Source organism: Streptomyces mirabilis, from assembly GCF_039503195.1.
Lineage (GTDB): Bacteria > Actinomycetota > Actinomycetes > Streptomycetales > Streptomycetaceae > Streptomyces > Streptomyces mirabilis_D.
The window spans coordinates 6,688,589-6,701,851 of record NZ_JBCJKP010000001.1; the positions used below are offsets into that span (position 1 = coordinate 6,688,589).

At 71.3% G+C, this 13,263-nt stretch carries 11 protein-coding genes; 8 read left to right on the top strand and 3 right to left on the bottom strand.

Annotation, left to right across the window (positions count from 1 at the left end):
• Window positions 1-57: 57 nt before the first annotated feature.
• The 3 genes from AAFF41_RS30915 (at window position 58) to nudC (ending at window position 6,159) form a co-directional block, all read left to right on the top strand.
• Entirely contained in the window at window positions 58-3,666 is a 3,609-nt protein-coding gene (locus tag AAFF41_RS30915; protein WP_343324968.1) for an ATP-dependent helicase, read from the top strand.
• A gap of 10 nt (window positions 3,667-3,676) precedes the next feature.
• Window positions 3,677-5,089 carry a dipeptidase gene (locus tag AAFF41_RS30920; RefSeq protein WP_343324969.1) on the top strand — a complete coding sequence of 471 codons (1,413 nt, stop codon included), beginning with the start codon at window positions 3,677-3,679 and terminating at the stop codon, window positions 5,087-5,089.
• 119 nt (window positions 5,090-5,208) lie between these two features.
• Window positions 5,209-6,159 (top strand): NAD(+) diphosphatase, encoded by a 951-nt coding sequence (nudC, locus tag AAFF41_RS30925; RefSeq protein ID WP_319746524.1) that lies wholly within the window; start codon window positions 5,209-5,211, stop codon window positions 6,157-6,159.
• Between the two features lie 127 nt (window positions 6,160-6,286).
• Here nudC and AAFF41_RS30930 read toward each other — a convergent pair whose 3' ends face one another.
• Window positions 6,287-6,529 carry a mycoredoxin gene (locus AAFF41_RS30930; protein ID WP_054228181.1) on the bottom strand — a complete coding sequence of 81 codons (243 nt, stop codon included), beginning with the start codon at window positions 6,527-6,529 and terminating at the stop codon, window positions 6,287-6,289.
• Between the two features lie 226 nt (window positions 6,530-6,755).
• On the opposite strand from AAFF41_RS30930, the gene AAFF41_RS30935 reads away from it, so the two are divergent.
• The 5 genes from AAFF41_RS30935 (at window position 6,756) to AAFF41_RS30955 (ending at window position 10,646) form a co-directional block, all read left to right on the top strand.
• The gene (locus AAFF41_RS30935; RefSeq protein ID WP_343324970.1) at window positions 6,756-8,951 is read left to right on the top strand and encodes an ATP-dependent DNA helicase UvrD2; all 2,196 of its coding nucleotides are present in this window, start codon (window positions 6,756-6,758) and stop codon (window positions 8,949-8,951) included.
• A 164-nt stretch (window positions 8,952-9,115) separates the two neighbouring features.
• Window positions 9,116-9,439 carry a hypothetical protein gene (locus AAFF41_RS30940; RefSeq protein WP_054228179.1) on the top strand — a complete coding sequence of 108 codons (324 nt, stop codon included), beginning with the start codon at window positions 9,116-9,118 and terminating at the stop codon, window positions 9,437-9,439.
• Between the two features lie 175 nt (window positions 9,440-9,614).
• Window positions 9,615-9,983, top strand: coding sequence for a WhiB family transcriptional regulator (locus tag AAFF41_RS30945; protein WP_054228178.1), 369 nt, complete (start codon window positions 9,615-9,617; stop codon window positions 9,981-9,983).
• Window positions 9,980-10,303: a hypothetical protein gene (locus AAFF41_RS30950; RefSeq protein ID WP_099943232.1), complete on the top strand. Its 324-nt coding sequence runs from the start codon at window positions 9,980-9,982 to the stop codon at window positions 10,301-10,303. Before AAFF41_RS30945 ends, AAFF41_RS30950 begins: the two co-directional genes overlap by 4 nt.
• Window positions 10,304-10,421: 118 nt before the next feature.
• Window positions 10,422-10,646, top strand: a complete 225-nt coding sequence (locus tag AAFF41_RS30955) for a hypothetical protein (protein WP_129592095.1) — start codon at window positions 10,422-10,424, stop codon at window positions 10,644-10,646.
• 60 nt (window positions 10,647-10,706) lie between these two features.
• Here the strand turns inward: AAFF41_RS30955 and AAFF41_RS30960 are convergent, their stop codons facing one another.
• Window positions 10,707-12,083 carry an ABC1 kinase family protein gene (locus AAFF41_RS30960; protein WP_343324971.1) on the bottom strand — a complete coding sequence of 459 codons (1,377 nt, stop codon included), beginning with the start codon at window positions 12,081-12,083 and terminating at the stop codon, window positions 10,707-10,709.
• The gene (locus AAFF41_RS30965; protein WP_343324972.1) at window positions 12,076-13,257 is read right to left on the bottom strand and encodes a TOMM precursor leader peptide-binding protein; all 1,182 of its coding nucleotides are present in this window, start codon (window positions 13,255-13,257) and stop codon (window positions 12,076-12,078) included. The genes AAFF41_RS30960 and AAFF41_RS30965 overlap by 8 nt, the downstream gene beginning before the upstream one ends.
• Window positions 13,258-13,263: the final 6 nt, after the last annotated feature.

Genomic DNA, 13,263 nt, shown 5'->3' on the forward strand with positions numbered 1-13,263 from the left:
TTGTCCCGGCGGCCGATGTGGCCTCCGCTGTCAGTGGGCGCCGCTAGCCTCTCCGACATGCCCGCCCGTATCACCGACCCCGAGCAGCTCAAGGAGCTCCTCGGCATCCCGTTCACCCCGGAGCAGACGGTCTGCATCACCGCACCGCCCGCCCCGCAGGTGATCGTGGCCGGAGCCGGATCGGGCAAGACCACGGTGATGGCGGCTCGTGTGGTGTGGCTCGTCGGCACCGGACAGGTCGCCCCCGAACAGGTCCTCGGTCTCACGTTCACCAACAAGGCGGCGGGCGAACTCGCCGAGCGCGTCCGCAAGGCGCTGATCAAGGCCGGAGTCACCGACCCGGACGTGATCGACCCCGACAACCCGCCCGGCGAGCCGGTGATCTCCACCTACCACGCCTTCGCAGGCCGCCTGCTGACCGACCACGGCCTGCGCATCGGACTCGAACCGACCTCCCGCCTGCTCGCCGACGCCACCCGCTACCAGCTCGCCGCCCGCGTACTGCGCGAGGCCCCGGGACCGTACCCGGCGCTGACCCGCTCCTTCCCGGACCTCGTCGGTGATCTCCTCACACTCGACTCCGAGCTCGCCGAACACCTCGTACGGCCCGAGGATCTGCGCGCCTACGACGCCGAGCTGCTGCGCTCCCTGGAGGGCGCCAAACTCACCAACGCCGACCTGCGGAAAGTCCCCGAGGCGGCCGCGGCCCGGCGTGAACTGGCCGAGCTGGTGGGCCGCTACCGATCGGCCAAGCGCGAGCGCGACCTCCTCGACTTCGGCGACCAGATCGCCCTCTCGGCCACCCTGGCCCGCACCCGCCCCGAGGTCGGGGAAATCCTCCGCGACGAGTTCCGGGTGGTGCTGCTGGACGAGTACCAGGACACCTCGGTGGCCCAGCGCATCCTGCTCGCGGGACTCTTCGGCGGCGGCACCGGCCATCCCGTGACCGCGGTCGGCGACCCCTGCCAGGCCATCTACGGCTGGCGCGGCGCCTCCGTCGCCAACCTCGACGACTTCCCCGAGCACTTCGCACACGCCGACGGCCGCCCCGCGGCCCGCCAGGCGCTCAGCGAGAACCGTCGCAGCGGCGGCCGCCTCCTCGACCTCGCCAACGGCCTCGCGGAGCCCCTGCGCGCCATGCACGAGGGCGTGGAGGCCCTGCGCCCGGCCCCAGGAGCCGAGCACGAAGGCCAGGTCCGCTGCGCGCTGCTGCGCACCCACGCCGAGGAGATCGACTGGCTCGCCGATTCCATCGCCCACCTGGTGCGCACCGGAAAGGCACCCGGCGAGATCGCCGTGCTGTGCCGTACGGCGGGCGACTTCGCCGAGATCCAGGGCGCGCTCGTCGCCCGGGACATCCCCGTCGAGGTGGTGGGCCTCTCCGGCCTGCTGCACCTGCCCGAGGTCGCCGACCTCGTCGCCGTCTGCGAAGTCCTCCAGGACCCCGGGGCGAACGCCTCCCTGGTCCGTCTGCTCACCGGCCCCCGCTGGCGTATCGGCCCGCGCGACCTCGCCCTTCTGGGGCGGCGCGCCCGCCTGCTCGTGTCCCACGCGCGCGTGGGCGCCGACGAGGACCCGGACCGCCGGCTCGCGGCGGCCGTGGAGGGGGTCGACCCGGCCGAGGTGGTATCGCTCGCCGACGCCCTCGACACGTTCCTGGAGATGCCCATCGAGGCCGAAGGGGACGACGACGGGCTGCCCTTCTCGCCGGACGCGCGGGTGCGGTTCGCGCGGCTCGCCGCCGAGCTGCGCGACCTGCGCCGCTCGCTCGCCGACCCCCTGATGGACGTCCTGCACCGGGTGCTCGCCGTCACCGGCCTCGAGGTCGAGCTCTCCGCGTCCCCGCACGCGCTGGCCGCCCGCCGCCGAGAGACCCTGTCGAACTTCCTCGACGTCGCCGCGTCCTTCGCCGCGGGCGACGGCGAGGCCACGCTGCTGGCCTTCCTCGGCTTCCTGCGCACCGCCGCCCAGTACGAGAAGGGCCTCGACAACGCCCTGCCCGGCGGCGAGAACACCGTCAAGGTGCTCACCGCGCACAAGTCCAAGGGCCTGGAGTGGGACGTCGTCGTGGTCCCCGGACTCGTCACCGGCACCTTTCCCAGCGGCCAGGGCCGCGAGAAGTGGACCGCCCAGGGCAAGGTCCTGCCGCACGAGCTGCGCGGCGACGCCGACACGCTCCCCGAGATCGGCACCTGGGACGCCAAGGGCATCAAGGCCTTCCACGAGGCCATGAAGGACCACCAGCACACCGAAGAGCTCCGCCTCGGCTACGTCACCTTCACCCGCCCCCGCTCGCTCCTGCTCGGTTCCGGCCACTGGTGGGGCCCCTCCCAGAAGAAGCCGCGCGGCCCCTCGGACTTCCTGGACGCCCTCTACGAGCACTGCGCCGCCGGACACGGCGAGATCGAGGTCTGGGCCGAGGAGCCCGCCGAGGACGAGGAGAACCCCGCCCTGCGCGAGGCGGCCGCCGACCACGCGTGGCCGCTCCCGCTCGACGACGCGGCACTGGCCCGCCGCCGCGCCGCCGCCGAGACCGTACTCGCCCACCTGGAGCGCGCGGCGTCCCACGAAGAGCCCCACCCCGGGGCGGAGGGAGCCCGGCACACGGCCGACCACGACCCCACCCCGTACCTCGATCCGGACTGGCCACCTCCGCCCGAGGACGACGATCCCGCGTACGACGACGTGCCCTACGGGGACGACGACTTCCCCGACGACGGCTTCCCCGACGGGGACGCCTCCGACTGGGACTCCTGGTCGGTCGACCGCCCGGAGGACCGTCCGACGCGCCCCGCGCAGGACCGCCCGACGATCCCGCACCAGGCGCCGGCTCCGGGGGCTCGCCCGCACCCTGCGAAACCGCACCCTGAGCAACCGCACCTTCCTGAGCAACCGCACCTTGAGGAACCCGCGCACCTCACCCCGGAGGAGGCCCGCACCCTCGCCTCCTGGGACCGCGACCTCGACGCCCTGACCGGAGAGCTCCTGCGCGCCCGCGCGAGCGTCACCGACGTCCCCCTGCCTGCCTCGCTCACCGTGACGCAGCTCATGCGCCTGGCCACCGATCCGGACGGCTTCGCGCAGGAGCTCGCACGCCCCATGCCACGCCCCCCACAGCCCGCCGCGCGCCGCGGAACACGCTTCCACGCCTGGCTGGAGTCCCGCTTCGAAGAGCTGCGGCTGCCGATGCTGGAACCGGAGGAGCTCCCCGGCAGCGACGCCGAGATCGCCGACGAACGCGACCTGGAGGAGCTCAAGGACGCCTTCGAACGCACTCCCTACGCGCACCGCACCCCCCACCGCGTCGAGGCACCGTTCCAGCTCGCCATCGCGGGACGCGTCGTACGGGGCCGGATCGACGCCGTCTACCGGGCGCAGGACGACGCCGGCACGACGTACGAGATCGTCGACTGGAAGACCAGCCGCACCGGTACCGCCGACCCCCTCCAGCTCGCCCTGTACCGCCTCGCCTGGGCCGAACAGCAAGGCGTGCCCCTGGAGTCCGTCAAGGCCGCGTTCCTGTACGTCCGCAGCGGGGAGGTGGTCCACCCGGACGGGCTCCCGGACCGCGCGGCACTGGAACGACTGCTCACCCAGGACCCGGCGGACCCACAGCAAGCTTCCGCCGGGGATCCGCCGGACGAACACGCCTCCGTGGGCGGATAGGCTCGTGAGCATGAGCAAGCCCGTTGACAACGCCGTCAGCACCGTCCGCACGTACATCCAGAACCACCGCACGGCCTTCCTCGACGACCTCGCGGAGTGGCTGCGCATCCCTTCGGTGTCGGCCCAGCCCGACCATGCCGCGGACGTGGCACGCAGCGCCGACTGGCTCGCCGCCAAGCTGCAGGAGACCGGTTTCCCGATCACCGAGGTCTGGGCGACCGAGGGCGCCCCCGCCGTCTTCGCCGAATGGCCCGCCGAGGACCCCGGGGCCCCCACGGTTCTCGTCTACGGACACCACGACGTGCAGCCCGCAGCCCGCGAGGACGGCTGGGACACCGACCCCTTCGAACCGGTGATCCGCGGAAACCGCCTCCACGCGCGCGGTGCCGCCGACGACAAGGGTCAGGTGTTCTTCCACACACTCGGAGTCCGCGCGCACCTCGCCGCCACCGGGCGCGGCGCACCGGCCGTGAACCTCAAGCTCCTGATCGAGGGCGAGGAGGAGTCCGGCTCCCCGCACTTCCGCGACCTCGTCGAAAGCCACGCCGACCGGCTCACCGCCGACGCGGTGATCGTCTCCGACACCGGCATGTGGTCCGAGGACACCCCCACCGTGTGCACCGGCATGCGTGGCCTCGCCGAATGCGAGATCGAGCTGTACGGGCCGCGACAGGACATCCACTCCGGCTCCTTCGGCGGTGCCGTGCCCAACCCGGCCACCGCCGCCGCCCGCCTTGTGGCGGCCCTTCACGACGAGCACGCGCGCGTAGCCGTCCCCGGCTTCTACGAAGGCATCACCGAACTCACCGAACGCGAGCGTGAGCTCTTCGCCGAACTGCCCTTCGACGAGGAGCGCTGGCTGAGCACGGCCAAGTCGACGGCCACCTACGGAGAGGCCGGACACACCACCCTGGAGCGCATCTGGGCCCGCCCCACCGCCGAGGTCAACGGCATCGGCGGCGGTTACCAGGGCCCCGGCAGCAAGACGATCATCCCGTCCTCGGCCACCGTGAAACTCTCGTTCCGGCTGGTGGCGGGCCAGGACCCGGACCACATCGAGAAGGCAGTCCGCGCCTGGGCCGCCGACCGGCTGCCCGCCGGCATCCGGCACGAGATCACGTTCGGCGCCGCCACCCGCCCCTGCCTCACACCGCTGGACCACCCCGCCCTGCAGTCCGTCGTACGCGCCATGAGCCGCGCCTTCGAACAGCCGATCCGTTTCACCCGCGAGGGTGGCTCGGGACCCGCGGCCGACCTCCAGGAAGTCCTCGGCGCTCCCGTGCTCTTCCTGGGCATCTCCGTCCCCTCCGACGGCTGGCACGCCCCCAACGAGAAGGTCGAACTCGACCTCCTCATGAAGGGCGTCGAAACCAGCGCCTACCTGTGGGGCGACCTGGCCGAGAACTGGCGCGAGGCACACTGAAAGAGCCCGTCTCCACCCTTCTTGAAAAGTCCGTCCCCACCCCGAACAGCGCCCTTCGCACCCGCCCTGCTGAACCGCCCGCCGAAATAACCGTTCCACCGGGGGAGTTGGAAGCACCCGTGACCACCTGGACCGACCGAACCGCCGACCGCCCCATCTCGCTCACCGCCCCGAGCGGCATCGACAGGGCCGCCCACCACCGGCTCGACGAGGCCTGGCTCGCGGCGGCCTGGAGCCACCCCACCACCCGCGTCTTCGTGGTCTCCGGCGGTCAGGTGCTCATCGACGAGACGACGGACGGCACCACCGAACTCGTCATGACCCCCTCCTTCGAGGCCCCGCTCACCGAGGCGCACCGCTACTTCCTCGGCACGGACGACGACGGTGTGAGCTATTTCGCACTCCAGAAGGACGCCCTCCCCGGCCGCATCGACCAGTCCGCCCGCGCGGCGGGCCTGCGCGAGGCGGGACTCCTGCTCTCACCCCGCGACGCGGGTCTGATGGTGCACGCCGTCGCCCTGGAGAACTGGCAGCGGCTGCACCGCTTCTGCTCACGCTGCGGCGAGCGCACCGTGATCGCGGCGGCCGGACACATCCGCCGCTGCCCCGCCTGCGGCGCCGAGCACTACCCGCGCACCGACCCGGCCGTGATCATGGCGGTGACGGACGACGAGGACCGCATCCTGCTCGGCCGCCAGGTGCACTGGCCCGAGGGCCGCTTCTCCACGCTCGCCGGCTTCGTCGAACCCGGCGAGTCCATCGAGCAGTCCGTGCGCCGCGAGGTCTTCGAGGAGGCGGGGGTCACGGTCGGCGAGGTCGACTACGTCGCCAGCCAGCCCTGGCCGTTCCCCTCCAGCCTCATGCTCGGCTTCATGGCCCGCGCCACCTCGTCCGAGATCAACGTCGACGGCGAGGAGATCCACGAGGCCCGCTGGTTCTCCCGCGAGGACCTGCGCACCGCCTTCGAGTCCGGCGAGGTACTGCCTCCGTTCGGCATCTCCATCGCCGCCCGCCTGATCGAGCTCTGGTACGGCAAGCCCCTGCCGCGCCCGGGAGCGGTAGCCGCCTGACCGACACACCACACCACTCGGGCGAGTGGCGCAAGTCACACAACGGGGGCGGTCCTTGAGTCTGACTCAAGGACCGCCCCCGTCACTGCCCGCGGCAACCGCCGGGGGCGCTCCGATGATGATCCGCTTACGCGCCGATCTTCTGCTTGACCTGCGCCAGCGAAGGGTTGGTGAGCGTCGAGCCGTCCGCGAACAGCACGGTCGGAACCGTCTGGTTTCCGCCATTCGCCTTCTCCACGAAGGCCGCGGACTCCGGGTCCTGCTCGATGTTGATCTCGTTGTACGCGATGCCCGCGCGGTCCATCTGGCCCTTCAGTCGCGTGCAGTAGCCGCACCACGTGGTGCTGTACATCGTCACAGTGCCCGGCATGTGTCTCGCGCTCCTTTGCTGCTGGGGGTGCGTTGTCGCAGAGGTGGAACGTACGCGAGCGGGCCACCATTCCCGTGCCCGGGTACCCCGGCCCGGTACACGAGTGCACCTCGCGGGGGACGGGTGAGCAAGAGCACGCCCAGCGCCTGCCGCATTAGTACGACTGCAAGGGCCTCCCTGTGGACAACCGGCTCATGCGTCCCCGCCGACCTGGCAGCATGGCGGGGTGACAGCAGCAACGCACTCCACCCTCTTCCCGCAGGCACCGGACACGGCCGACGCGGTGCTCGACGGGCTCGACCCCGAGCAGCGCGAGGTCGCCACCGCCCTGCACGGTCCGGTGTGCGTGCTGGCAGGCGCCGGCACGGGCAAGACACGAGCGATCACCCACCGCATCGCCTACGGGGTGCGTGCCGGGATCCTCCAGCCCTCCAGTGTGCTCGCCGTCACGTTCACCAACAGGGCCGCGGGCGAGATGCGCGGCCGGCTCCGCCAGCTCGGCGCTGGTGGTGTCCAGGCCCGCACGTTCCACTCCGCCGCGCTGCGCCAACTCCAGTACTTCTGGCCGAAAGCGGTCGGTGGCGGCCTGCCCCGGCTCATCGACCGCAAGATCCAGCTCGTCGCCGACGCGGCAGCCGCCTGCCGCATCCGCCTCGACCGGGGCGAGCTGCGCGATGTCACGGCCGAGATCGAATGGTCCAAGGTCACCCAGACCGTACCCGCCGACTACGCGGCCGCCGCGGCCAAGACCGGCCGTCTCTCGCCCCGCGACCCGGCCGAGATCGCCCAGCTCTACGCCACGTACGAGGACCTCAAGCGCGACCGCGCCGTCATCGACTTCGAGGACGTCCTGCTGCTGACCGTCGCGATCCTCCAGGACCGTCACGACATCGCCGAGCAGGTCCGCTCCCAGTATCAGCACTTCGTGGTCGACGAGTACCAGGACGTCAGCCCCCTGCAGCAGCGTCTCCTGGAACTGTGGCTCGGCGAGCGCGACAGCCTCTGCGTCGTCGGCGACGCCAGCCAGACGATCTATTCGTTCACCGGTGCAACTCCCGACCACCTGCTCGACTTCCGCACCCGCCACCCCGGGGCCACCGTCGTCAAGCTCGTCCGCGACTACCGCTCCTCACCCCAGGTGGTGCGCCTCGCCAACGGCCTGCTCTCCCAGGCCCGCGGCCGGGCCGCCGACCACCGCCTGGAACTGATCTCCCAGCGCGCCCCGGGCCCCGAGCCCGTCTACGCCGAATACACGGACGAACCCGCCGAGGCCGAGGGTGCCGCCGGCCGCATCCGCGACCTCATCGCCTCCGGCATCCCCGCGGGCGAGATCGCGATCCTCTTCCGCACGAACTCCCAGTCCGAGATCTACGAACAGGCCCTCGCCGACGCCGGAGTGCCCTACCAGCTGCGTGGCGCCGAGCGGTTCTTCGACCGCCCTGAGGTGCGCAAAGCAGGCGCCGCCCTGCGCGCGGCCGCCCGCTTCGGCGCCAACGACTCCCTCCTCGACGACGCCGTCGACCTGCCCTCCCAGGTCCGAGCGGTGCTCTCCGGCGAGGGCTGGACCAGCCAACCCCCGGCCGGATCCGGCGCCGTCAGAGAGCGCTGGGAGTCACTGGCCGCCCTCGTCCATCTCGCCCAGGACTTCGCCGCCGCCAAACAGGGCGCCACCCTCGGTGACCTGGTGGCCGAACTCGACGAGCGTGCGAGTGCCCAGCACGCCCCGACCGTCCAGGGCGTCACCCTCGCCTCCCTGCACTCCGCCAAGGGACTGGAGTGGGACGTCGTCTTCCTGGTCGGCGTCGCGGAGGGGATGATGCCGATCACCTACGCAAAGACCGACGAGCAGATCGAGGAAGAACGCCGACTCCTCTACGTCGGAGTCACCCGCGCCAGAGAACACCTCCTCGTCTCCTGGGCCCTGTCCCGCTCACCCGGCGGCCGACCCAACCGCCGGCCCAGCCGCTTCCTCGACGGGCTGCGCCCCGGCTCCGTCGCCACCGCGGGCCGCAGCGCCGGCGGCGGCCCAGGAGGCATCGAGCGCGGCATCGGAAGCAGCGGAGGCACGATCGTACGGCGGACGAGCCGGACCCCGGCCCGCTGCCGGGTCTGCGGGCGCACGCTGACCGACGCCGGTGAGATGAAACTGATGCGTTGTGAGGACTGCCCCTCCGACATGGACGAAGGCCTCTACGAGCGGCTGCGGGAGTGGCGGGCGGTACAGGCGCAGCGCAGTGGGCAGCCCGCGTTCTGCGTCTTCACCGACAAGACACTCATGGCGATCGCCGAGGCCGCGCCGGACGACGAGGGCGAGTTGGCGCGGATCCCCGGGGTCGGCGTGCGCAAGTTCAACCGCTTCGGGGCCGATGTTCTGGCCATCTGTGCAGGTCAAGAGCCTACGGAGGGCCGCGAGGGTGACTGATGCAAACTCGTCGAAAAAATAGTTTGCGCATGCCCCAGCAATCCCCATAGGTTCTTAACCACGGCAGCAGCGGCCTTCTCCAAGGCCCTGGTTCCGTGCTGTACTTAATAGCCGTCGGACTGGCTCACCCCAGTCCCCCAAGACGCCGAGAGGAGGCGATTCCAGTGATCAGCATCAACATCAGCTCCATCAGCACCGCCAAAATGACCGATCGCTCGGTCGTCTCCACGTGCCTGCTCGGCGTCTCGAACCTGGGCACCGGTCTGTCCGGCATCGCTGCCGTCCGGCCGGCCTCCCCTCTGTCTCTCGCGGTTCTTCCCATCCGTGAGCGCAATGAGCGACCGATGAAGGCACTGGAAGCGGCAGTAGTGGCAGAGGCCCAGGCCTATGCCTTTGCGGCAGCCGGTGCCGGATCCCTGAAGCAGACGAAGCAGCACCACACGATGTGGGCCTTCCGTGGGCCTGAACCCTGGAGTGATCCAGCCTGATCTTCGATCAGGCCGGCGCCTTCAGGGCCGCGGAACCCCACCCGGGATCCGCGGCCCTTCTGTTTGTCCCCGACCGGGGACGGCAGAGCGAAGGGGCCTCGGGACAAGAAAAGAACCCGGTACCAGCCGCCAACCGGCCAACCCGGCCGGCACGACCAGACGAGGAAGACCAACCGTGCAACTCGAAGCGCACGCCCCGTCCGTACCGCCTTCCGAAACGATCCCCCCGCCCGGCCTCACGGAGGACTCCACCTTGATCCCGCTCACTGCGCTCACCGCGCTCGACGACGCCATCGAGAACCTCGGCGTACCCGTCCCCTGCCGCTCCTACGACCCGGAGGTCTTCTTCGCCGAGTCGCCGGCCGACGTCGAGTACGCCAAGTCCCTCTGCCGCACCTGCCCGCTGATCGAGGCCTGCCTCGCCGGCGCCAAGGAGCGGCGCGAGCCCTGGGGTGTCTGGGGCGGCGAGCTCTTCGTTCAGGGTGTCGTCGTGGCCCGCAAGCGGCCGCGTGGCCGCCCGCGCAAGAACCCGGTTGCGGCATGAACACCGTAGGAACGATCGATCGCCCCCTGACGCACGACCCCAAGAAACAGGCCCCGATGAAGCCGTCCACCAGCGAGCCCGCAGGCTCCGCCATCCCAGACTTCACCACCACCGGCGCGAGCGACTCGCGTCAGAACAGGACCCGCGAGATGCAACTCATCCCAGAAGCCCTGGCTCGTGCGCATATGCACGAGCGACTGCACGAGGCCGAGCGGGAACGCCTGGCCGTGCGCCTGGCCTCCGCCCGTCGGATGCAGCGTCGGGCCGAGCGCGCCTCCATGCGCGCCCGGCGCGCGCTGGCCATGGCGGTCATGCACTAGCCGAAGGCAGTCGCTGCAGTATCAGTAAGCAGCTCTTCGCGGGGGCCGGTCCGAACGGACCGGCCCCCGCGGTGCGTTGTGCCGGGCGAACCGCCGACCACGGCGTTATCGTCGCCGAGTGACGAGTCTTCCCGGGGACAGTGACAGCACCGGCTCCATGCCGCGGCCCGACACGGCCGAGGCCCGGCACATCGTGTGCGCCCGTTGCGGCACCCCGGCCGACGGACCTCCGCTGACGTGGACCTGCTCCATGGAGAACGGCACCCGCCACTACTTCTGCGACAACTGCGCCCGCAGCAACCTCAGGGCGATCGAGGGACGGCTGGACTCGGCCTGGTGGTAGGCCACGCCAGGCAGGCCCGGGTCACGCCCAGGCAGGCCCGCTGGCCGAAGGCGGCCCGAGTCATGCTCCGGCCGCTGATTCCTCCTCGTCCAGCAGTTCCTCCGTCGGGTCCTCTCCCGGCACGAAACCCGGCAACCACTCCTCCAGTTCGTCGCGCAGCCGCACCGCCGCGCCCAGCTGGCACAGGACTCCGATGGTGCTCAACGTCACACGGTGTATCAGGAGATACGACGGCGGCAGGTTGAGCAGCCTGCCCAACTGGTGTGCGGGGGAGCGGGGGTCGGCGATGCGGGCGGCCTGACTGCGCATCCAGCCACGGGTGAACGTGAACTCGTCGACCTGGGCCGGTTCGATGATCGGCAGGAGGTAGTCCAGGACCGCGTCGGGTTCGAGCTCTATGGACTCCTTGACGAAGCCCTCCTCACGCAGCAGCTCGTAGACCGCTTCGGCCTCGCCCTCGAGAGTCATCCGGAGGGAGTAGCCGATCGTCGAGGGCAGACCGCCGGGAAGACGGTCGACCGTGCCGAAGTCCAGGACGCCCAGCCGCCAGCCGCTCTCCTCGTCCGGCAGGAGGCGGAAGTTGCCCGGGTGCGGATCGGCGTGCAGCAGTCCGGTACGGGCGGGACCCGAGAAGAGGAACCGGGCCAGCAGCTGGCCCGCGCGGTCCCGCTGCTCCTGGGTGCCCTCGGCGATCACCTCCGACATCGGTATCCCGTCGATCCACTCGGTCACCAGGACCTGGTCGCACTGGTGGACCACCGCGGGGACGAGCACGTCCGGATCGCCGGCGAACTCCGTGGCATGCGTCTCCTGGGCCTCTGCCTCCAGCGCGTAGTCGAGCTCCTCGGACACCCGGTCGCGCAGCTCCGCGATGAGCGGCTTGATGTCCATGCCGGGGATCAGGGGACCCAGGAGCCTGGCGAATCGGCTGAGCTGGGTCAGATCGGACAGCAGAGCCTCACCCGCCCCCGGGTACTGCACTTTGACGGCGACCTCGCGTCCGTCGTGCCACACAGCCCGGTGCACCTGGCCGATCGAGGCCGCCGCGGACGGCTTGTCCTCGAACTCCTGGAACAGCTCGGACCAGTCCTCGCCGAGGCGCTCCCGCAGAACGGAGTGCACCGTGCGCGTCGGCATCGGCGGCGCCGCCTCCTGGAGCTTCGTCAGCGCCGCGCGATAGGGCCCCGCGACTTCCTCGGGCAGCGCCGACTCGAAGACGGACAGTGCTTGTCCGAACTTCATGGCACCCCCCTTCAACTCGCCGAGGACCTTGAAGAGCTGCTCCGCCGTGCGCTGTTGCAGTTCACGGCCGACGATCTCCGCGGACTTCCCGCCGATCCTCTTGCCCAGCCCCCAGGTCGCTCGCCCGGCGAAGCCGAGCGGTAGTGCGGCGAGTTTGGCAGTTCGGGTGACTGCCTTCCGGGGAAGATCAGACATGCGCCCTCCAAGTCCCAGACAGCCGTGCCGCGTGCGGCTGTTGCCCGGCCATTGTCTCGTGCGGCTGCCCGTCCTCGACGGCGCGCTCCCCCTTCTTACTTTTCTCCGCCGCGCCGCACGGGCATGCGGGATGCGACCACACCGGCTTCGCATGCCAGTCGAAGCCCGGCACGGAGGACTCCCAGCGTGCTCCGGCGCTGGAGGGCAGCCGTCCGTCGAGGAAGGCGAGGGCGTGTCCCGCCGCGAGTCCGGCGACCCCGGTCGCCAGGGCGAGGTCGCAGGCCGGGACCTGGTGCGAGGCTCCGGAGCGCCACTGGGCGATCAGGCGTGGCCAGGTCGGGTCCCGGTCGATGCGCTGCTGGTCCAGGCAGCCCGCGCAGCCGGTGTCGCCGGGCAGCACCAGGGGGCCGACGACACCTGTTCCCTCCACGACCCCCGCGTACAGATGGGGTGTGCCGGAGGTGATCAGGGGCTCGGCGACGGCGGGGTCGGGGGCGTGCACCGCCAGGCCGTCCCGGGGCGCGAGGATCACCAGGGAGAGACCGAGTTCCTCGCCTTCGGCAGTGGGCCGTGGTGGCCGATCCGGTGCAGATGGGCGCACCGCGCGCCGGGCGGCTTCCTCCCGGCGCTCGCCGATGGACGCCGAGGGCAGTCCGCCCGGTGCCACGTCCCAGGGTTCGACGCTGCCGATGTCGCGCACCTCGACCTGGCCGACACCGGCGCCGGCCAGCAGGGAGGCCAGGACGGCTCCCACCCGGCCGGCGCCCCGCACCTGCACCCGCAGGGAGCGGCGGGCGGCCAGATGCTTCAGGGCGTCGCCCGGCGCGCGGGCGACGAGGGACAGGGACGCGAGGTCGGGGCGGAGCCGGTCCAGGACCTCCTTCTTCTCGCGCAGGGAGTCCGCGGCCCGGCCGCCGCCCGTCGCGTCGTCCAGCAGACCCGAGCGGGCCAGTCGCTCCACGAGTGCGTCGACATGGCCGTCGGGCAGGCCCATCGCGCGACCCAGGTCGCGAAGGAGCGGCAGCCCGCGTGTTCCGTTGAGCAGGTCGAGAAAGCTGCCTGTCGCCGTGTCCACCGGGCCAAGGACCATCGCGTGCGCGGGCGCCATCCCGAACTGCACGGTGTTGAGATCCCGCCAGCCGCGCCGCAGCGCGGGCTTCACCATCGGGTGCATGACCGA

What these genes read in the sequence shown, in the direction of transcription:
- AAFF41_RS30960 (WP_343324971.1), bottom strand. Translation starts at nt 12,083, where the DNA reads ATGTCTGATCTTCCCCGGAAGGCAGTCACCCGAACTGCCAAACTCGCC.
- AAFF41_RS30965 (WP_343324972.1), bottom strand. Translation starts at nt 13,257, where the DNA reads ATGCACCCGATGGTGAAGCCCGCGCTGCGGCGCGGCTGGCGGGATCTC.
- AAFF41_RS30915 (WP_343324968.1), top strand. Translation starts at nt 58, where the DNA reads ATGCCCGCCCGTATCACCGACCCCGAGCAGCTCAAGGAGCTCCTCGGC.
- AAFF41_RS30930 (WP_054228181.1), bottom strand. Translation starts at nt 6,529, where the DNA reads ATGCCGGGCACTGTGACGATGTACAGCACCACGTGGTGCGGCTACTGC.
- AAFF41_RS30920 (WP_343324969.1), top strand. Translation starts at nt 3,677, where the DNA reads ATGAGCAAGCCCGTTGACAACGCCGTCAGCACCGTCCGCACGTACATC.
- AAFF41_RS30950 (WP_099943232.1), top strand. Translation starts at nt 9,980, where the DNA reads ATGAACACCGTAGGAACGATCGATCGCCCCCTGACGCACGACCCCAAG.